Origin of the sequence: Legionella fairfieldensis ATCC 49588, from assembly GCF_000621525.1 — a bacterium.
Lineage (GTDB): Bacteria > Pseudomonadota > Gammaproteobacteria > Legionellales > Legionellaceae > Tatlockia > Tatlockia fairfieldensis.
Genome location: NZ_JHYC01000004.1, coordinates 13,841 through 33,721 on the forward strand (window position 1 = coordinate 13,841; position 19,881 = coordinate 33,721).

Genomic DNA, 19,881 nt, shown 5'->3' on the forward strand with positions numbered 1-19,881 from the left:
TTATGTGCCCGAGTATATTTTACGAAACCTATTCTCAACAGGCGATCCCCTTATTTTTAATCACTACCCAGGAGTGGGAAAATAAGAAAGAAACGTTCACTACCTTCGAACGAAACTGTTTTGCTACTCAACAATTTGCAGCGAAGTCAGGTGATGTGTGTCTTATCCCTGATCAAGAAGACGGCATTAGCAAGGCTTATATCGGTATTCATAATGGTAATGAGATTTTAGCGCTTGCTCATGCAGCAACCCGTTTACCTCCGGGGCATTATGCACCGCAACAGGTTTTATCTCACACTGCTTCTGTGGTTTGGTCGCTTGCGCAATACCGGTTTGCGGATTATAAAAAGCAGGATTGGTTACCGCGTATTTTACTGATAGAGGAGGAGTCTCTGGCAGCCATTCTGGCGGAGTCGTCTGCTATTTTTCTGGTGCGGGATTTGATTAATAAACCCACTAATGACTTAAGCCCGGAAGAGTTGGCAACTATCGTGACTCAGCTTGCAGAAAAGTATGATGCTCATTATGAATATTGGACAGGCAAAGAATTATTAACCGCTAATTTCCCTGCTATCCATACCGTAGGGCGTGCTTCAGTGAAGGAACCGCGATTATTATCGTTAAGTTGGGGAGATAAAACCCACCCTCATATTACGTTGGTAGGAAAAGGGGTTTGTTTTGATAGTGGGGGATTGGACATTAAACCCTCAACAGCAATGCGTTTAATGAAAAAAGACATGGGTGGAGCTGCTCATGCCATTGCTTTAGCTCGATGGGTCATGGAGCAGAAATTACCCGTTTATCTTGAACTGTATATTCCTGCTGTTGAAAATGCGATTGGTCCTGATGCGTTCAGACCGGGTGATGTAATAACCATGCGTAATAAACTGACCGTTGAAATTGATAATACGGATGCAGAAGGCCGTTTAGTATTGGCTGATGCCCTGGTTAAAGCCTGTGAAGAAAAGCCCGATTTGTTAATTGATTTTGCGACATTGACAGGCGCTGCTCGTGTTGCTGTAGGTACCGATATCGCTGCCATGTTTTGTAATGATGAAACATTGGCTCAACTACTTATGAATTCTTCACTGGCTGTTAATGATCCTGTCTGGCGTCTCCCTTTGTTTGAAGGGTATGAGTCAATGCTCGATTCTTCTATTGCCGATTTAGCGAATGCAAGTGCTTCCTCTTACGCGGGTGCAATTAGTGCTGCGTTATTTTTACAGCGTTTTGTTGCAAAAAAGGTATCATGGGTTCATTTTGATATTATGGCATGGAATGTCAGTTCAAAACCCGGTAAACCTGAAGGAGGAGAAGCAATGGCTTTACGTGCTTTAATGCATTATTTGAGGAAAACTTATAGTCACTAGCCAATATTAATGACATTATCTTTTATTCACAGATAAATTTGAATTAAGAAAAAATTAATGTATTATTGAACACTAGAGTCAAAATAGGAACATTTTAGGGTTTTAAAATGAAATTCAACTTCAAAGAAGTTTTCAGTCGAATAGCAGGTTTTTTCATTGGCGCAATCTCTGGTATATTAGCTGGTTTTTTGGAAGCTAATCATTGGTTGAAGAAACAATCTTGGGATCACACTGGTGATCTTCCCCATCTAACCAGTGCAATACTGTATTTTCTTTTTTTACCTGGTTTTATAAGCTTACATCTCCTGAAAGGTGCCTTTGTGGGGGCAACTCAGGGTTTAAGGGCTGCGTTTTTTTACCCGGTAAAAATATACAATCAACATACCTGGGATGATTGCTTGACTCAAATTGATAAATGCCAATCCTCCTCTTCCAATGTTCTGCTTTCTTCTGAAGAAGAACAACAGTTGCTTGATAGAATAGATCAGTCCACAACGATAAGTGATGCCGAGAAGCAGAAGCAGAAGAACGATTATCAAGAATATAAAGAAGCGGTTAAAGCGCTGGTTTGTCCTATCACTAAGCGTCCATTAGATAAAATGCAAAATCTAATCGTAATTCATAAAAATAATGCGATTATTTTTTGTGAAGCTGATGCATTTAAAAAATTAGTGCTCGATTGTCAGTATAGACAAATTCCTGTGTCGTTTTCAAAACGTGATAATCCTAAACCCATTGCAATAATTCATTCTAATAATATCAGTTCTATAAAAATGCGCTTCCTCCCAGAGGAGGTGTCGAAGTTTATAGAGAGAACAAGAAAAAACAATGATACTTATGCAACCATTATTGGTGTTTTAGGTGCTTCTCCTTCCTCCTGGAAAGACAAGATTGGGACAAATTCAACCCGGAACAGCCTGAATGTAGAGTTGCCTGTTGTTGCTCAATGGCCAAACGGCGTGGAGCAGCCTAAAGACGGCGGTAAGGAAGATCAAAATACCAGATCGCTTTGTTTTTAGTCGTTAAGCAATTTCGTGAGTCTGCAATTCGCACTGCTTAGCGCGGTACTCACGATAATGTGCACGACTTGATTTTTTAGCTGTCTCTTCGTTCAGAACGATTTCTATTATCCGCCGAAAACGTGAATAAAAACTCGGAACTTCGGCGGATAAATTAAATAAAATATCGTCAAATCCGCGAGGTTCGTTACTATAACCAATTTGAATGGGCGGAGGAGGTTCAGGACCTTCTCCCTGTAAATTATGCGGGATAAAGCTGTTGTCTTTAAAAGTCCAAAGTAACTCATCCAGCTCCTCGGCATCTTTTTGGTTGTCGCAATAAACAAAAATGCGATGCCCACGCAAGTACGCTTTTTCCAGTAATCGGCAGATTAGCAATAAGCGAGCTTGTGCCTGATTGCTTTTTAGCAAGTAAAAATCAACGCGAATTGGCGGCATGGCGTAGCAACTGAATAAGAAGGGGTACCGGGCGTCCTGTGGCAACTCGTTTTTTTCCTGAAATCCAGGCTGTTCCAGCAATATCTAAATGTGCCCAGCGATATTTTTTAGTGAAACGGGAGAGAAAACAGGCGGCAGTAATAGCCCCCGCGCTGCGATCAAAAGACGCATTAATCATATCGGCCACGGGACTATCAATAGCGTCCTGATAGGCATCCTCTAAAGGCATACGCCAGCATTTATCATTACTTTCCCTGGCGGCGAGAAGGATTTGACCGGCTAGCTCATCATCTTCTGTCATAAAACCTGTCGTAACGGAACCCAATGCGACAACCATAGCGCCAGTCAGTGTTGCCAAATCAATAACCAGTTTAGGCTTGAAACGTTCTGCATAGGTTAAAGCATCAGCAAGTACCAAACGTCCTTCTGCATCAGTATTTAATATCTCAATGGTTTGACCAGACATACTGGTGACAATATCTCCAGGTTTGACTGCTGCTCCACTGGGCATATTTTCAGCACTGGCTATCAAGCCAATTACATTAACAGGTAATTGAAGTGCCAGGCATGCTCTGAGTGTACCAAAAACACTTGCGGCACCTGCCATATCATACTTCATTTCATCCATCATATTGGCAGGTTTTATAGATAATCCGCCGGAATCAAAGGTAATACCTTTACCTACCAGAACAATAGGAGGGGCATCGCCGCCACCATTATACTGCATTTCTATCAAACGAGGTTCTTCTGCACTGCCTTGAGCTACAGCAAGCAGCGCCCCCATGCCCATGGCCTTCATGTCTTCAGGCTTCATAATTTTTGCAGTGAGTTGATCATATTGTTCGGTCAGGAATATCGCCTGATCGGCAAGGTAGGTTGGTGTACAAATGTTGGCAGGTAAATCAGCCAGGTTACGGGCATACTGGACTCCTGCTGCAATTGCTTTTGCTCTGTTTATAATTTCTTTAGAAGCGTTGGGTAAATAAAACTGTACCTTTTCAAGTTTAAGCGGTTTATTATTTTTGGTCTTGAATTCATTGAATTGATAAAGCTGAGCATCCATTTGCAGCAGCATTTGCTGCACTTGCCAATCGGCATCGAAATCAGTAATTGCCGGCAAACAAATACTTGTGGAGCGAACCCGTTGTTTAATAAGCGCGGAGGTTATTTCAGTCAAGCGTTTGTTTAAACTGATCAGATCGAATTCTGTTTTTTTACCGCAATGAAGCAATAATAAACTATGACCTTCGATGTCAGATTGCCACATTGAATCACCAGCCTCGCCAAGTTTAGTAAACAGGCGGCTAATAAGATTGTTGTGTTGCTGATCGAGTGAATGCACAAACTCTGGAAAAGGGTCATCGGAAAAAAGACCGAGCACCAAACATTCATTGGTTTGCAGAGAAGGCTTGTCAAGAAGAGCATAATTCATTTTTTACTTCACTGTTGTCAAAAGTGCTAGTGTACTCAGACTTGGTTATCAATTCCAGTCCGAATCGGGTAATAACAATGCCAGGCTCAAGTCTGTGTGGATTTTATTTTCTCTGGTAAAAAAAAGACAAGTCCAGCGGCAATAAGCAAGCTGACCGGAATAAGAGTAAGAGCATATTGATAACTGGTCAAACTATATCCCTGGCCTGACTTGTTAGAAAGATCCAGTAAATAGCCAATTAATGGTTGGATTAAAGGAGCGCTAAGCATGGCAAGTGTATTTGTGAACCCTGTACAAGTCGATAAGGAGTCTTTGGGGGCCAGTTCATTGGCAATTGAATAGGACAGCATATAAGCACCGCAGCAAACACCGATCATAAATAATAACAGAGTTAAAAAATAGCTACTGTGAATAGGTAGGTAAAGTACACCCAGGAATAAAAAGGCAGTGGACAAACAAGAAGCTAACATTAATGGTTTACGATCCAAAGTACTCGCAAGTTTAGCAAAAAGAGGGCAGCTAACTGCTGCGCCGAGAAAAATCATGGCATCAATTTTGCTCGCCTGTTGTAAATCACAACCGAGTTTTACCTGAATAAAGGGCACAGCCCACATGGCGCCAAAAACAGTAATCACAGTGAAACTTAAACTGACAAACAAACCATTAATCCATGCTTTGCCATTGAGCAAAATTTTTAACAAGGGTGCCTGTTGGTTGATTACAGGCAGATTGCGTGGTGAATTATTGGGGATAAAATACCAACAGCAAGTAGCAATGAAAAGACCGATAAGTGCTGAGCTATTAATGAAACTGCGCCACCCCCATTGGTGAATGACATGCCCCATTGAAATCATACCAAACACTGTAATAAGAAACCCCAATGTTTCTGATAAACCAATTAAAAAACCAAATTGTTTTAAAGGAAAATATTCTCTCAACAAATGAGATAAACCAACAAAAGCGAAGGCAGAACCGGCTCCTATTAATAATCGCCCTGTAATTAAATAACCAAGGGTATGACTTTGAGCAAAAATAACACAACCAAAACTACATATCAGGGCGGTACCCGTTAATAAAAAACGAGCACTTTTTCTATCAAAAAGCATACCCACGGGAATTTGCAGGCTTGTGTAAATATAATAGAACGCACTGCTTATAAGTCCAGCTTCCAAAGCAGAAAGGTTCATCTCCTGCATAATGCCGCCTATAACTACGCCAGAAGATAATTGAAGAAAAAACTGAAACAACACAAAGGATACGCCAATGAACCAAATACCAAAAGGGTTTGTTGTTTTTACCGGGATACTAACAGCAGTCATTGATTTCGCTAGAACTAAAAAGCGTGACTATACGAAATTGTTTACCTCGATGCAAAAAGTTTAAGAAAAAACAGGTTTTTTCATCGTTAAGCGATTTGAAACAAGGGAAAATACTGACTGAATAGTCTATTTTGGGGTATATTTTGATCTTTATGATTAAAAATTGTTTATGGTTTTTGGGATTTTTTGTGCAGGCCAAAAAAATTCAGAGTATCGAATTACCCCCGTGACGTGATTTCTCCACGGCAGGAAGAGGCTGGTTTCGTCCATAATTTCCGGGTACCGCAGACAAGCAGCGGTACGTAGACATCATTTTTATCCATCATAAAGATTTTTTTCACATTTTGTGATCACTTAATAATCTATTAATAAAAAAAATGTATTATTTGTATATTGTAATTAAGAGTGGAGAAGTATATGTTGAAATTAAATTTTGAAAAATGGGAAGAAACCATTTCGTGGGTAAAAACCTATAAAACATTGCTCCAAAAACAAGATCTTTCAATAGAAGACTACGATAACTTTCTTGCTATAAAAAGCGAATCAATAGCGCAACATCAATCTTTGGCTGGCAAACGCCCTATTTCTGAAGAAATAAAAGCTAAATTCATGCAAGCAGCTAATAATCTGTTTACAGTCTTGCTCAATAAAGAGAAAGATGTTTTGCATCAACGTTCTAACGAACTGGATTTGGAAACAGATAGATTAAAAAAAGAAAATGAAGATAAAAAAAATCTGATTTTCGGAGTAAAAAAAGAAATAGAAACCGCTTCTGGGGAAATTAAGGCAATAATAAAAGACCTTACGCCAGCAACGACTGGTTCTCATTTAATTTCCATGCCAGGTATGATTCCGCCGCCGCCTCCTGCTCCAATGAAACCTCGTAATCTTCAGGCACAACCGGGTAAATCAAAACAAGAGTTGCCTGATTCAGAGAATAAAAAATCGGAAATGAGAATCAGCGTCGACCAACTTACCGCAATTAAGCTGAAGCCTGCCAGACCACCAGTCATGGAGAAAACGATTACAACCGAGAGTAACGAATCTCCGGTGTTGCAGATAAGGGATTTAAGTCGACAACTCTCAGAAAAGTTTTTGTCTATAGAAAGCAATCGGAGAGAAGGGAGTATAAATAAGCCTAAACCACAAATATCAGTCACCGATATTCAGGCGAGACTTAATGCTAATTCATTAAAAATTTATGAAAAAGAACAAGTGATCGCCAGTTTACAGGAATGTAACAAAGCACAAGATGAGCTTTATAACAGTCTGGTTTTGCAGAGAGAACAACTTAAAAAGGTAAAGAAAGAAATTATCTCTCTTAAAGAAGAACAACAGAAAAAACTTGAAGAAAAAAAACAGAAACAAGAGACATTATCTATTACTATTAGTAGCAAAAGTGCTCTGCCTCCTCCGCCACCACCACCACTTCCTTTGGCTCGGAAAACAGGATTGCAACAGGAAAAATCAAAACCGGTTGCTCAGTCAAATTTAACCGACAAGAAAAAAGAAAGTGTTTTGTCAATGGAGAAAGGAAAATTAAATAATAGAGATTTTTTGAAGCAAGATCTGGAAAAAGCGCTTGTTCGTCGAAGAGTCTATCTGACAGATGAAACTAATGATGAAAATTGGCAATCAGATCTTGATGACGATAGCTCAAAAAGAGCATTCATGATAGAACAGGAAAAGAAAAAGAAAGAAGAACAAAAACAGGCTATTATAGCCAAATATGAAAAGGCTGCAGAAACTCATTTTCAGCAGCATCCGGCTGAGTTTTCGGCTAAAAAAGCAGTGGAAATCAAAATTGAAAGTTTAAGAAAGGAAATTAAGCTACTGTCAACGAGTAAACTGCTTGTGGAGTTTGAAGATCAGATTCAACAGTTAATTGAAAAGCTTAAGCAAAAAGAAGAGCAAGTTGCAATTAATTCTTCGGAAGTTAACGAAGAGCCGCAAGAGTCAGTTCCTGTGCCAATGCAACAAGAAACCATTATTGACGCTGAACCACCGGTTGTATCGGCACTCTTACCGGCTCAAACTGAGGAATTAAAGGAAGATAATGGATGCCCGATTCTTGATGAGGAGCTTCAAAAAGCATCTAAACGATTAGCTGATTTACCTAAAGGAATCTCTGGTGATTTAATCAAGTTGCGAGATTATAAAATAAGGAAGCAAAATGAAATTAACACAATAAGTTTTTCTTCTGAAAAAGAAACCTTGCAATATGAAAACGAGTTGATCACTTTCTATCGTAAGGCAATAGAGATACGTTTGTCGAATGAAGCGCCTGAAATGCAACGCCAGAAGCTATTGCAGACTGCTCATGACGTGTTTAAGCCACGAGATCAGGGAAAACGATTTTTTGCAGACGTGTTGATGATGCTTGGCTGTTTGGTGATCGCGGGGCTTGTAGTAGGTGTAGCACGGAAATGCACAGGAAATTCGTTTTTCTTTAGCAATGCACCAACCAGGAGAGAAAGTGATTTTAGAGCTTTGCTGGAAAATAAAAAAGATTTTTCTACAAATGAAACCAATGAAGAGGGATTGTTGGGGGCGTCTCCGGCAGCGTAAATCCTGATTCTTCAGCTTACACTGTCATGTATATTAGGCCGTGTCCACAATCTGTTTATCGACTACAAATTAGCTTAATTTCGCTTCGACAAACAGATTGAGGACACGGTATAATTTCAAAGAATATCCAACATAGTCTACTGACCACGAGAAAAATGAATTTACGTGATTTACATTATTTTGTTGTTCTGGCTGATGTGAAGCATTTTGGTGAAGCTGCCAGGCGTTGTCATGTGAGCCAGCCTACTCTTAGCATGCAAATTAAAAAACTGGAAGATGAATTAGGTATCGTGCTGTTCGAACGGACTAATAAACAGGTCATGTTAACGGATAACGGAAATGCTTTAGTCCCTCGTGCCCGGCAAATATTAACGCAAATTTCTGAAATGAAAGAAATGGCCAAAGCTGCCAGCGATCCTTATGTAGGTGAGTTGCGCTTAGGTGTTATTCCCACGCTGGCTCCTTATTTATTGCCTCATGTGACACCGGTAATTCAGGCCAGTTTTCCCGGGTTACGCGTTTTTTTGGTTGAAGATAAAACACCCCGGTTAATCGATAAACTATCGACAGGTCAGTTGGATGCAGCGGTAATGGCAACACCTATTACGGCTGAATTTAGCAGTGAGATTCTGTTTGAAGAACCTTTTTATTTTGCAACGACAAACGCATCCATTAAAAACAAAAATAAAATGACTCTTTCTGATTTGGTGAATCAACCTGTTATGCTTTTAGAAGAAGGTCATTGTTTACGTGAACAGGCGATAGCCGTTTGTCAATTGGCGAAAGCCGAAGTGCGCGCTGATTTTACTGCAACCAGTCTTGAAACATTGCGTTTAATGGTACAAGCAGGGCTTGGCGTGACACTTTTACCCGCTTTGGCTGTTTCTCAAATCAATGATAATAATTTACAAATAATCCCTTTTCTGAAGCCCGTGCCTTCACGGACCATTGCGCTTTATTGGCGCCCGGAAACAGCTAAACGTACTTGCCTGTCAGCAATAGCCGAGTTGATTAGTACCGTGGCGAATCGTTTGTTAACTGATAAGTTGATGCACTTTAATTAACATTCCCACTTGTGGGTGATCGAAATAATAAACACTTCCTCCTTTAATTCGTTGATTTTGACTTACTGTAAAAGGAGTTTGATGACCAGTAAGAGGAGAAAACAACAACTCAGCGTTTAAAAGATAATAATTGGAACGTCGAATGCGTAACCTGCCTTCCAGTTCCCAACCCTCCTGAATAACTTTGGGTAATTGAATAGCCTGTTGATTATTATAAGGTTGTAACCAACTATAGTGTAGTAAAACCCGATATTGTGGTTTTCGATGTAAAGCCCGGTATTCTTGTTGTAATTGAGAAGAAGAAGAAGGCAATAAATGATAGGGGATGAAATCTTTATGCGATACTGTTCGCAAGGGAATAGCCTGAAAATTATCGGATGACAAGGTAGAGTTGAGTGACAGTGTGACAGGATTTGCAGAAGAGGGTTGATGGGTAAAAATAATTAAATCAATCTGATAAAGAGGAGGAGGCTCTTTCGCTCGTATAACGCATGACAAGAAAGCCAGTAGTAAAAAAATGGAAGTTTTTAACATAGTTATTCTTCTTATATGAGTGGTGCTACAGAATTCATAGCTGATTTCAGGCATGCAAAATTATACGTGGCTAACCTCATTCTGTCAGCAAACATCTTGCTGCTTATTGGATCTCTTGTTACAGTGAGAATTCTTCATTCTGCACAGCGTCTATGGTTAATCTTGTCGACATTATTCAACTCAGTGTAGCATTTCAAAACAGAGAACAAGCTATTACTGCTGTTGACCAAATCAATTTTTCATTGAATGCAGGGGAAACTCTCGCTTTATTAGGTGAGTCCGGTTGCGGTAAGTCATTAACCTCGCTGGCCCTGATGCGGCTTTTACCTAATAAAGCGTTCTATGGTTTCCATAGTGAAATCAGGTTTGAAGGACAAGACTTATTAGGTTTGCCTGAATCGGTAATGCGAACTTTGCGGGGGCGGCGTCTCGCCATGATCTTTCAGGAACCGATGACGGCGTTAAATCCGGTGTTAACTATTGGTGAGCAATTAGTTGAAAGTCTACCAAAGAATGAACGAAGAAGATCGCAAGAGCATTTAATTAACCTTCTTACACAAGTAGAACTATCGCAGCCCCAACTGCGACTTTATCAGTATCCTCATCAGTTATCGGGAGGACAAAAACAACGTGTGGTTATTGCCATGGCTTTGGCATCCCGACCCGAAATACTGATTGCTGATGAGCCTACTACTGCACTTGATGTCACTATTCAGGCTCAAATTTTAAGGCTACTTAAAAAATTACAGCATCAATATCAAATGAGCATGTTATTAATTACTCATGATCTGGGTGTTGTCAAGGCTGCTGCTGATCGTGTTTGTGTGATGTATGCAGGTCAAATCGTGGAGCAGGCTTCTGTGGCTGAATTTTTCTCTCAGGTGTTACACCCTTATTCTCAGCAATTATTGGCGTCCTTACCCGATTTCAACAAACGCAAGCATCGGTTACAAGCCATTGCAGGTTCTGTGCCTGGTTTGCATGCTTTGCCTGCCGGTTGTCGTTTTCATCCTCGTTGTGCTCATGTGTTTGCTCCTTGTGCGAATCAAGAGCCACAATTACAAACGAGACAAGACAGACAGGTACGCTGTCATTTGTATCCTGAACAGGATAAACCCCCTCTTTTAACTTATGAGAAACAAAACTGGCAGCCCATGATGAAGCAGAATGACAAATTATTGCAAGTAAGTCATTTATCAATTCATTTTTCAGCAAAGAAACGATTATTTTTTTCCTCGCGAGAGCTGGTTAAAGCCGTTGATGGATTGTCGTTAACTTTATACAAAGGGAAGACGTTAGCCTTGGTTGGGGAATCGGGCTGTGGCAAAACAACAGTAAGCAGGGCATTGTTACGTCTTCTGCCTGTTACTGCGGGCGATATCTTTTATCGAGATGAAAATGTGAGAAAACTGCGTGGACGAGCTTTGCGTAATTACCGTAAAAAAGTACAAATTATTTTTCAGGATCCGTTTTCTTCGATGAATCCTCGTATGACCATCGGTGAAATTTTAGCAGAAGGATTGCACGCTCAGGGTATACGTACGGCATTAATTAATAAAAAACTGGCGAAACTTTTAGAGCAAGTGAATCTACCTGCTCATAGTTTGCATCGTTATCCTCACCAATTTTCCGGAGGTCAACGGCAACGGATTTGTATAGCTCGCGCATTGGCCACTGAGCCGGAAGTATTAATTTGTGATGAGCCTACCAGCGCTCTGGATGTATCGGTACAAGCACAAATCCTCAATTTATTGAAAGAGTTACAGCAAGAATCAGGCTTGGCTTATCTGTTTATCACACATAACATGGCTGTTGTGTCTTATATCGCTGATGAAGTCTCTGTCATGCGAGAAGGCAGAATAATAGAAACAGGTTCTTGCGAACAAATTTTAAATGCTCCTGAGCAAGCTTACACACGTCAATTATTGAATAGTGTGTTGCGAATTTAATTTTCAATACATTGTCCTGAATTATTGATATTAATTAAAATTCATCTATGCCTGGCTCCTTCATTATGTTCAGGATGAAGCGCTCAGGTGAGCTATTATGATTACCTGGTCTGAGGTTCAGCCACTGGTTGCTGGTGTCAAACCTGGTGAAATCTGTTCTCTTTCAAGCTGATGAACAGATCTCGTATACGAGTACTTATCTTTCCTTCCAGAGCCAGCGGATAATCTGCTTTGACTCTGGCAAGCGACTCCTTCAAAGTAAGACGACCATCATATTCAAGCAGGCTATCTAAAGCCTGCATTTTTATTCGTTTTAATTTCTTATTAGGATAAGGCCAGCAACTACGGATTTCTCTATCCAGCGTATTAATTAATTTTTGAATACGTTTCTTTTGTTCCTCAGTTAATGAAGAATCCTGGTTTACCATTGGGTGCCGGTTATTTGGAGCCACAATAGTGTTTGGAAAAAATCGATTGTTTCTGTCAGAAGCCGGAGAAAGCCCGGCAACAGTGTATTTAATTTCTTGTTGCCATTGAGCCATTAATTTCATCAGCATTAAAAGAGGATGGTTTTTTAATGATTCTTGAGAAATCAGGGTAAAATTAATTCGAGGTAAGGCTTTGTTAATAAAATTACATACCCAGAATGGCAAGTCTTCGTTACGTTGTGTCACTTCGATGCCAAACAGTACTGAAAACAGGTCTTCCTGTGTCAATTCAGGTAAAAAAATGGTTAACAATTTAAAAGTAAATATACTTTTAAGTTTGAGATAAGAGCGAAGAGTATCAATACAGTAGCGTTTAATATTGCTTGGTATTGCTTTAATCTGCTCTGATGATAAACGAGAGAACAATCTGAATAATGTGTGTATTCTTTCGTTACTATCAATTAGAGCCTCTTTTAGCAATTTGATAACTTCAGGCAAAATAACAACAATATGTTCTGATGATAAACGATGTAATAATGCAGGCAATATTTCCTCTATTGTTTGACGAATAGGAGATTTATCGTTCATTAATTTGATAACTTCGGGCAAGATAGCTTTAATTTGGTCTGATGATGCACGGGATACTAATGCGGGCAATGTTTCGCATGTTCTTTGACGAGTTGTCTCATCGTTACTGTTCAGTAATTCAATAACTTCGGGCAAGATAGTCTTAATCTGGCTTGATGATAAACGGGCGAATAATACACACAATGCATTACGAGATATAAATATATCCATACTGTGTCTGATAGGCTTGTTAATCGAGAGGTTATCTTCGCAAATAACACTCATGTCCTCTCTTAGTAGTTTGATAGCTTCAGGCAAAATAGAATCAATGTGTTCTGATGAAAAACGTGATGACAATAAAGAAAATATTCTGTATTTTTTTTGAAGGAAAGCCCTGTTTTTATTTGTTACCAATTCGGTAACATAAGAGTTAATATATGTTGCTGGTATCAGGGATAAAAATGGGGACAAGTTAATACGTGCTCTGTAAGGTACAATATTCTTTTCCAGTAATTCAATAACTTTAGACCAGCTATCTTGAATTTGGTCAAATGATAACCGGGATGATAATATATACAATGTCTCGCATGCAATCTGGCCAGACAGATTATTGTTGCCTGGCAAGTCAACAACATTAGCCAAAATAGCGTTAATTTGGTTTTGAGGCAAATACGATGATAGGGATGACAATGCAGACAATATCGAGTATACATTTTTCTCTGTTCCTTCCTCGTCAGCCCAATTCTGATGGTTCAGCAAATCAGCAAAATTGGGCCAAACAACATGAATGTGCTCCGATGATAAGTAAGATAAGAAAGCGTTCAATGCTTCAAGTCCTGCTGTACGAGTATCATTATCATTCAGCAAGTCAATAATATCAGGTAAAATGCTTTTAATTTGCTGTGATGATAAACGGGATGCTAATGCGAACAATATTGCACAAGCGGCACACTGAGAACACTTATCCTTGTCGTTCAGCATCTTAATGGCATCAGACCAAAGAGCATGAATTTGGTCTGATGATAAATAAGGGGATAATGCTGACAATGTCCTCTCTATTTTTCCATAACGAAAACCAATTCCGTTTTTTAGTAATTTAATAATAACAGGCAAATGTAGTTTAACTAGCTCTTTTTGAAGTTTAGGTGCTAATACGCGGAGGGTCTGGTACGCCGCAATACCAACAAACCAGCTTCCAGATTCAGCGTGTTCAAGTATAGGCGCTAATTTCTCACTTAAACGGGTCATTTGTAGTCGAGTAAGTAAATTCCCCCGTACCATTAACTGTAATATTTTCAGATTGCGGGGAATTAGTTCATCAAAACGCTTAACCTGCTTATCGTTATCGATTTGGTTGATAATTTTCTCAAACAATTCGTTCCTGTATCGAAGAGGAAGCAGGGGTAGTAAGGGGGGGACAAGCTTCTGTAATCGATAATCATTTTCTTGACTGGGATCAGTCAGGGCGTTGTTTAAAAGCAAAAGAAAGTTTTTATCTAATTGTAACGATGTATTTTGTTGACGGGCAGTATATATTAAGCCATAAACCCGCATTTCAATGGTCAGATCGTCTTTATCAGGCCATTGCTGGATTAATTGCTGGTGGATTAACTGTCTGTTTAGAAAGTCTGGTTCTAATGGACTCTGAGGGTTAAAAACCGCGTTTTTAAGCCAATTACCCTGGTATTGTAACGCCTCTGTACTTGTTTGCTGAAAAAAATACCGCAAAATACATTGATACAGACTCTTATTGACTCCCTGTAAGATGATTAACGAAGTCATATCGAGTTTTTCAATGAGCGCTTGTATTAAATTGCCATAATTCATTAAAAAATTATGAAAAGGGCTTGGTGCATCTACAGATAAATCCTGGGGCATCATTACAACCTGCGTTTTTTAAATGTATATTGTATATATTTAATTCATATATTTCAATGAATAATCTTCCTGTCATTAGTCGCATATCACATTGACTTAATCACCCCTAGTTTTTCATCAAGAAAAGCTGGGAGATCAGTGAGTGTAATTTGTAATATCTCATCGCTCGAACGAGCTTTGTATTCAACTGTTTTTTGTGCAAGATGCCGTTCACTAATAACGAGACGGTGCGGGATACCAATCAAGTCATTGTCAGCAAACAAAAAACCAGGCCGTTCATTCCGATCGTCAAGCAAGACTTCATAGCCTTGTGTACCAAGTTGTTGATAAAGCCTATCAGCGGTGTCTTTAACAAGCGCTGAACGGTGACCGTTAATTGGAATAATCACCAGTTGAAAAGGAGCGATAGCTTGTGGCCAGATTATACCGCGTTCATCGTGATGTTGTTCAATAGCCGCTGCAACGACTCGCGATATCCCTAAACCGTAACAACCCATAATCATGGTTTGCAACTGTCCGTGTTCATTAACTACATTCGCATTCATTGCGCGCGCGTATTTATCACCCAGCTGAAATACATGACCTACCTCAATGCCGCGACAGAGCCTCAGTTTTCCTTTTCCATCAGGGCTGGGATCTCCTTCTTTAACGTTTCGCAGATCATAAGCATCATGATAATGCGCGTCACGCTCCCAGACGACATTGCGATAATGCTTATCCGGCTGATTCGCGCCACAAATGAACGAAGTCAAGGCTAGCGCATGATGATCGACAACAATGGGGATAGTCAGGCCAACGGGTCCAAGTGAGCCAACAGGTGCTTTAAGTGTTTGCAGAATAACGAGTTCACTTGCAAAAGATAAAGGAGATTTGACCAGAGGATGTTTGCTGGCTTTGACTTCATTCAATTCGTCATCACCTCTTAAAATGAGGGCGACTAAAGGGTGTTCGCTACCTTCAACAATTAATGTTTTTACTGTTTGATCTGGCTTGACCTGTAAAAATTGTGCAACATCGGTTATTGTTTTTTGTGCGGGTGTACTGATTAATTGTATCGTTTCTTTAAAATTGCTTCCTGCTTTTTCAGGCAGAAGAGAAGTTGCCTGTTCAACGTTAGCTGCATAGTCGCTATTGTCACTATAAAAAATTAAATCTTCCCCAGAATCAGCCAATACTTGAAATTCATGCGAGGCTGAGCCACCAATTGCTCCGGTATCAGCTTCTACTGCACGATAACGCAGACCAAGCCGATCAAAAATACGACAATAGGTCTGGTACATGATCTCATAAGTCTGCTGCAAGCTTTCCTGGCTCAGGTGGAAAGAATAAGCATCTTTCATAATGAATTCACGGGCGCGCATCACACCAAAGCGGGGTCTGATTTCATCACGAAATTTGGTTTGAATCTGATACAAATTGATAGGTAATTGTTTATAGGATTGAAGCTCATGCCGGATTAAATCCGTAATGACTTCTTCATGGGTAGGGCCAAAGCAATATTCCCGATCGTTACTGTCATGCATGGTCAACAGTTGACCACCAAAAGTTTCCCAGCGTCCTGTTTCCTGCCACAACTCAGCGGGTTGTACGGCAGGCATTAGTATTTCCATAGCGCCGGCACGGTTCATTTCTTCTCTTACAATGGATTCAACTTTGCGTAACACGTTAAGTCCCAGTGGCAACCAGGTATAAAGACCTGAGCCTAGTTTGCGAATCATCCCTGCTCTTAACATCAATTGATGGGAAATAATTTCCGCATCGTTAGGGGTTTCTTTGAGAGTGGCTAGTAGCCATTGTGATGCGCGCATCGTTGCTCCTGTGAATGTCAGGGAACAAATTATATACTCCACTTCGAGACAAATAAATTGATTCCGGATATTCTATTGTAATTTAGGCTGTTGTCGTTCGAAGAGAGTTTGCTTCATTCAGAATTTTTCCTAACTTTTCGTTCAGATTGGTGTCGGTGTTATTATCTAATTGAGCCAATGCCTCACTATAATTCTTAAACATTACTTTTCCTGTAGCTACATTATAAATAGCTCCCACCAACCCGATTGTTTCCTGTTCGATCATTAGCCTTAAAATCTGACTATCCTGATAAATTTGCTGCAAAGTATTGGCTATATTAAGATCGGTAATATGAGTAGTAAAAGTCTGATTGCCAGAATTGCGTTCAGCTATAGTTTGTGTTTCTGCAGCGACAGCGGGTTTAATTTTAGCAAGCAGTTGTGTTATATGGCCTTTCTCGACACCATCGCAGGCAGCCTGAATTGCGCCACACCGTGTATGACCTAAAACGACAATCAATTTTGCGCCTGCTACATGACAGGCATATTCAATACTGGCGAGGATATCGTCGTTCACAACGTTCCCTGCAACACGTATGCAGAACAAGTCGCCAAAACTCATATCAAAAATAGTTTCTACAGGCACACGTGAATCAATGCAACCCAGGACAACGGCAATAGGGTGCTGGGACTGGGCAGTATATCGCACTTCATTGATAGAACGACGATGAATACGAGTATCATTAATGAATCGATGGTTACCTTCACGGAGAATGTTGAGCACTTCATAGGGCGCAAGATTTGCCTGAACGTCATACGTTGTAAAATTTATGAAGTTAATATAATCATGGATGTCATAATGTTCCTGAAATCCAACGAGATTTAAAGCTATCTGTTTTAAAGGAGCTTGTTCTTCCTTAAATTCCTTAATTAATTCAATTATTTCTTTATCAATATAAGTACAATCTTGCGCATCAATAATCATGTGAGATTGTCTGGGAATAGAGTCAAGTTCAGCAATTAAGGATGCTTTATTTAAAAAAGTAATGTGTTGGGGCAAAACAAGACGGCTAATTTCACCCGTGGGATGAATTTCCTTAATAATGTCGAGGCGCGCTTGACTATGAGATTTTAAAATATAAAAAAGACTGATTATCAGACCAATCACTATACCGGCAAGTAAATTAAAAGCAACAATACTAATTACAGTGGCGATAAAGGGAATAAATCGGTCTGCGCCTTGTTGATAAATAGTGGTGTATATCGATGGTTTTGTAAGTTTATATCCGGTGAAGATTAAAATTGCTGCTAAAGAAGATAAGGGTATTTTATTCAGCCACTCTGAAATTAACAGCACGGCAATGAGAAGAAATACACCGTGCAAGATAGCAGAAACCTTGGTTTTAGAACCCGCTTGAATATTGACAGAAGTTCTCACAATAACGGAAGTAACGGGAATGCCGCCAATTAAGCCCGCGATCAGGTTGCCAGCGCCTTGAGCGAACAACTCCTGATTTTTTGAACAATAACGATGTTTTTTATCTAATTTTTCACCTGCTTTCACGTTAAGCAAACTTTCCAGCGAGGCTACGATAGCGATAATAAAAGCATATAAGTAGACTTTAGGATTAGTCCAGGCTGACCATGCGGGGTATTGTAATTGACTCACCAGATCTGAAAAACCGTCATGCTCAGGAACCTTGACCAGATGAGGACTGTTTTGCACAAAAGGCGAATTGATCATCACAAAAAATTCGTTAATTAAAACTCCCATGATGACAACAACAATGGGAGCAGGAACACTTTGAACCCATTTGATAGTTGTTTTATCGGCATAGATTAACACAATAAAAGAAATAAGCGAAATAATGACAGCGCCTGTGTTGATGTGAGACGATAATTCATAAAGAGGGGTAAGTGTGATGCCTTCTGCTGATTCTAACAGATGATGTTGAAGTTCTTTTAAATCAGTTGATAAAGTAAAGGCCAAAGGAAGTTGTTTGATGATTAATAAGATGCCAATCGCACACAAAAGACCTTGAACAACATTGGAGGGGACATAATCAGCTACAAAACCGGCACGCATGATGCCCACAATAATCTGCAAAACTCCCGCCAGAGCGAGGGCGAGAAGAAAAATATTAAAATCACCTAATTGGGTAATGGCGGCAATTACAATAGCAGCCATGCCAGCCGCAGGTCCGCTCACACTGACCTGTGAGCCACTAAGAGTACCCACTACAATACCACCGATTATTCCGCTTAAAATTCCTGAGAATAAAGGAGCACCCGAAGCTAACGCTATGCCCAGGCATAGCGGAATTGCAACTAAAAAGACAACAATCGCTGCGATAACATCAAACTTTAAATTTCTGTGCTGATAAATACGAAGTTTACGAAAACTTGTGTTGAATGCATCAGTCATAATTCAAATAGCCTTTCTTTTTTTATACCAATAGTAACGTAAAAAGTGGGATTTGGGAACGTTGCCAAAATGATAACTATTGTAACTTTTTTGTAAATCACACAGGTTTTCGAGGCGTTAATTGCCTTTGTACCGGATAAAAAATAGTCATTAACACGAATTGCCAACACAAGTCGGCATCCAATGTTTTATTAAAAATCCCCATGGATCTCGACTTTTAATTAACCTTAAGTTTACTTGACACTATTAGTTTTTATTCTTCCAATTCGGGGATTTCTTTTTCGGAAAGAACAGTTTCGGCGTCCATCGAAGGAGAATTATTAATTAACTGTTGCTCGAGATTTCTGAATTGCCAGAGTTCCTGATCCATCAATTGGCTAGGCTTAATGCTTTGCAGTGCGTGTAAAATATTACTGGGGACTTTAGCATTTTCTTCTGCCAGTTGATCAATGAGTTTTCCAATTCGTTTTCGGGCCAGATTTTCCTGGGAGCCGCATAAGTTACAGGGAATGATAGGATAAGCCTGTTCCTGTGCGTATTTAATAATATCTTGTTCCTGAACGTAACACAGCGGACGAATAACGATGTGTTTTTTGTTATCGCTTAACAGTTTGGGTGGCATTGATCGTATATCGCCATTGTAAAGAATGGACATGAGTAAGGTACGGATCAAATCATCACGATGATGCCCCAGTGCTATTTTAGTAAACCCGTGTTCTTCGGCATAACGGTAAATAATTCCTCGTCTTAATCTTGAACAGAGGGAACAATAAGTTTTACCTTCCGGCACTTTTTCTTTCACAATGCTATAAGTATCACGGGTAAGAATTTCATGGGGAATAGTTCGTTCCTGTAGCCAATGCCTCAGTGCTTTATCATTCCAGCCGGGTTGTGCCTGATCCAGCGTAAAAGCAAACAGTTCAAATTTATTATTTGAACGCCGCTTTAAATGATGTAATAAAGTGAGCAAGGTAAAGGAATCTTTACCCCCGGATAAACAAACCATGACACGATCACCGCGTTGGATCATATTAAAATCAGCAATGGCTTTCCCTGTGTAATGCAGGAGTTTTTTTTCAATAAAAGAGGGATTGACAGACATA

13 protein-coding genes are annotated in these 19,881 nt (G+C 39.8%); 5 read left to right on the plus strand and 8 right to left on the minus strand.

Going from position 1 to position 19,881, the window contains the following annotated elements:
• The first annotated feature begins 2 nt into the window (after positions 1 to 2).
• Both T345_RS0101075 and T345_RS0101080 read left to right on the plus strand, forming a co-directional pair.
• Complete coding sequence (locus T345_RS0101075; RefSeq protein WP_028387703.1) at positions 3 to 1,370, plus strand: leucyl aminopeptidase family protein; 1,368 nt, start codon at positions 3 to 5, stop codon at positions 1,368 to 1,370.
• A gap of 107 nt (positions 1,371 to 1,477) precedes the next feature.
• Complete coding sequence (locus T345_RS0101080) at positions 1,478 to 2,389, plus strand: hypothetical protein (RefSeq protein ID WP_028387704.1); 912 nt, start codon at positions 1,478 to 1,480, stop codon at positions 2,387 to 2,389.
• A gap of 3 nt (positions 2,390 to 2,392) precedes the next feature.
• On the opposite strand, the gene T345_RS0101085 is transcribed toward T345_RS0101080, so the two are convergent.
• From T345_RS0101085 to T345_RS0101095, 3 genes are all read right to left on the minus strand, one after another.
• Positions 2,393 to 2,827 carry a DNA polymerase III subunit chi gene (locus tag T345_RS0101085; RefSeq protein ID WP_028387705.1) on the minus strand — a complete coding sequence of 145 codons (435 nt, stop codon included), beginning with the start codon at positions 2,825 to 2,827 and terminating at the stop codon, positions 2,393 to 2,395.
• Positions 2,808 to 4,259 (minus strand): leucyl aminopeptidase, encoded by a 1,452-nt coding sequence (locus tag T345_RS0101090; RefSeq protein ID WP_028387706.1) that lies wholly within the window; start codon positions 4,257 to 4,259, stop codon positions 2,808 to 2,810. The genes T345_RS0101085 and T345_RS0101090 overlap by 20 nt, the downstream gene beginning before the upstream one ends.
• 86 nt (positions 4,260 to 4,345) lie before the next feature.
• Positions 4,346 to 5,578, minus strand: a complete 1,233-nt coding sequence (locus T345_RS0101095) for an MFS transporter (protein WP_084273702.1) — start codon at positions 5,576 to 5,578, stop codon at positions 4,346 to 4,348.
• A 417-nt stretch (positions 5,579 to 5,995) separates the two neighbouring features.
• Between T345_RS0101095 and T345_RS0101100 the strand changes: the two genes are divergently transcribed.
• Both T345_RS0101100 and T345_RS0101105 read left to right on the plus strand, forming a co-directional pair.
• Positions 5,996 to 8,146, plus strand: a complete 2,151-nt coding sequence (locus T345_RS0101100) for a hypothetical protein (RefSeq protein WP_028387708.1) — start codon at positions 5,996 to 5,998, stop codon at positions 8,144 to 8,146.
• A 155-nt stretch (positions 8,147 to 8,301) separates the two neighbouring features.
• Complete coding sequence (locus tag T345_RS0101105; protein WP_028387709.1) at positions 8,302 to 9,210, plus strand: LysR substrate-binding domain-containing protein; 909 nt, start codon at positions 8,302 to 8,304, stop codon at positions 9,208 to 9,210.
• Here T345_RS0101105 and T345_RS0101110 read toward each other — a convergent pair.
• Positions 9,181 to 9,744: a CsiV family protein gene (locus T345_RS0101110; protein ID WP_028387710.1), complete on the minus strand. Its 564-nt coding sequence runs from the start codon at positions 9,742 to 9,744 to the stop codon at positions 9,181 to 9,183. The genes T345_RS0101105 and T345_RS0101110 overlap by 30 nt on opposite strands.
• A gap of 152 nt (positions 9,745 to 9,896) precedes the next feature.
• Here T345_RS0101110 and T345_RS0101115 point away from each other — a divergent pair, with 152 nt between their 5' ends.
• Positions 9,897 to 11,693: an ABC transporter ATP-binding protein gene (locus tag T345_RS0101115; RefSeq protein WP_028387711.1), complete on the plus strand. Its 1,797-nt coding sequence runs from the start codon at positions 9,897 to 9,899 to the stop codon at positions 11,691 to 11,693.
• A gap of 137 nt (positions 11,694 to 11,830) precedes the next feature.
• On the opposite strand, the gene T345_RS0101120 is transcribed toward T345_RS0101115, so the two are convergent.
• The 4 genes from T345_RS0101120 to ttcA form a co-directional block, all read right to left on the minus strand.
• Positions 11,831 to 14,569 (minus strand): hypothetical protein, encoded by a 2,739-nt coding sequence (locus T345_RS0101120; protein WP_131777794.1) that lies wholly within the window; start codon positions 14,567 to 14,569, stop codon positions 11,831 to 11,833.
• Between the two features lie 83 nt (positions 14,570 to 14,652).
• Complete coding sequence (locus T345_RS0101125; RefSeq protein ID WP_028387713.1) at positions 14,653 to 16,374, minus strand: proline--tRNA ligase; 1,722 nt, start codon at positions 16,372 to 16,374, stop codon at positions 14,653 to 14,655.
• Positions 16,375 to 16,456: 82 nt separating this feature from the next.
• Complete coding sequence (locus tag T345_RS0101130; protein WP_028387714.1) at positions 16,457 to 18,778, minus strand: bifunctional SulP family inorganic anion transporter/carbonic anhydrase; 2,322 nt, start codon at positions 18,776 to 18,778, stop codon at positions 16,457 to 16,459.
• Between the two features lie 253 nt (positions 18,779 to 19,031).
• Complete coding sequence (ttcA, locus tag T345_RS0101140; protein ID WP_028387715.1) at positions 19,032 to 19,880, minus strand: tRNA 2-thiocytidine(32) synthetase TtcA; 849 nt, start codon at positions 19,878 to 19,880, stop codon at positions 19,032 to 19,034.
• Position 19,881 lies beyond the last annotated feature (1 nt).

Coding starts and splice junctions, on each gene's coding strand:
- T345_RS0101085 (WP_028387705.1), bottom strand. CDS start 2,827: ATGCCGCCAATTCGCGTTGATTTTTACTTGCTAAAAAGCAATCAGGCA.
- T345_RS0101115 (WP_028387711.1), top strand. CDS start 9,897: ATGGTTAATCTTGTCGACATTATTCAACTCAGTGTAGCATTTCAAAAC.
- ttcA (WP_028387715.1), bottom strand. CDS start 19,880: ATGTCTGTCAATCCCTCTTTTATTGAAAAAAAACTCCTGCATTACACA.
- T345_RS0101110 (WP_028387710.1), bottom strand. CDS start 9,744: ATGTTAAAAACTTCCATTTTTTTACTACTGGCTTTCTTGTCATGCGTT.
- T345_RS0101075 (WP_028387703.1), top strand. CDS start 3: ATGTGCCCGAGTATATTTTACGAAACCTATTCTCAACAGGCGATCCCC.
- T345_RS0101095 (WP_084273702.1), bottom strand. CDS start 5,578: ATGACTGCTGTTAGTATCCCGGTAAAAACAACAAACCCTTTTGGTATT.
- T345_RS0101125 (WP_028387713.1), bottom strand. CDS start 16,374: ATGCGCGCATCACAATGGCTACTAGCCACTCTCAAAGAAACCCCTAAC.
- T345_RS0101100 (WP_028387708.1), top strand. CDS start 5,996: ATGTTGAAATTAAATTTTGAAAAATGGGAAGAAACCATTTCGTGGGTA.
- T345_RS0101120 (WP_131777794.1), bottom strand. CDS start 14,569: ATGATGCCCCAGGATTTATCTGTAGATGCACCAAGCCCTTTTCATAAT.
- T345_RS0101080 (WP_028387704.1), top strand. CDS start 1,478: ATGAAATTCAACTTCAAAGAAGTTTTCAGTCGAATAGCAGGTTTTTTC.
- T345_RS0101130 (WP_028387714.1), bottom strand. CDS start 18,778: ATGACTGATGCATTCAACACAAGTTTTCGTAAACTTCGTATTTATCAG.
- T345_RS0101090 (WP_028387706.1), bottom strand. CDS start 4,259: ATGAATTATGCTCTTCTTGACAAGCCTTCTCTGCAAACCAATGAATGT.
- T345_RS0101105 (WP_028387709.1), top strand. CDS start 8,302: ATGAATTTACGTGATTTACATTATTTTGTTGTTCTGGCTGATGTGAAG.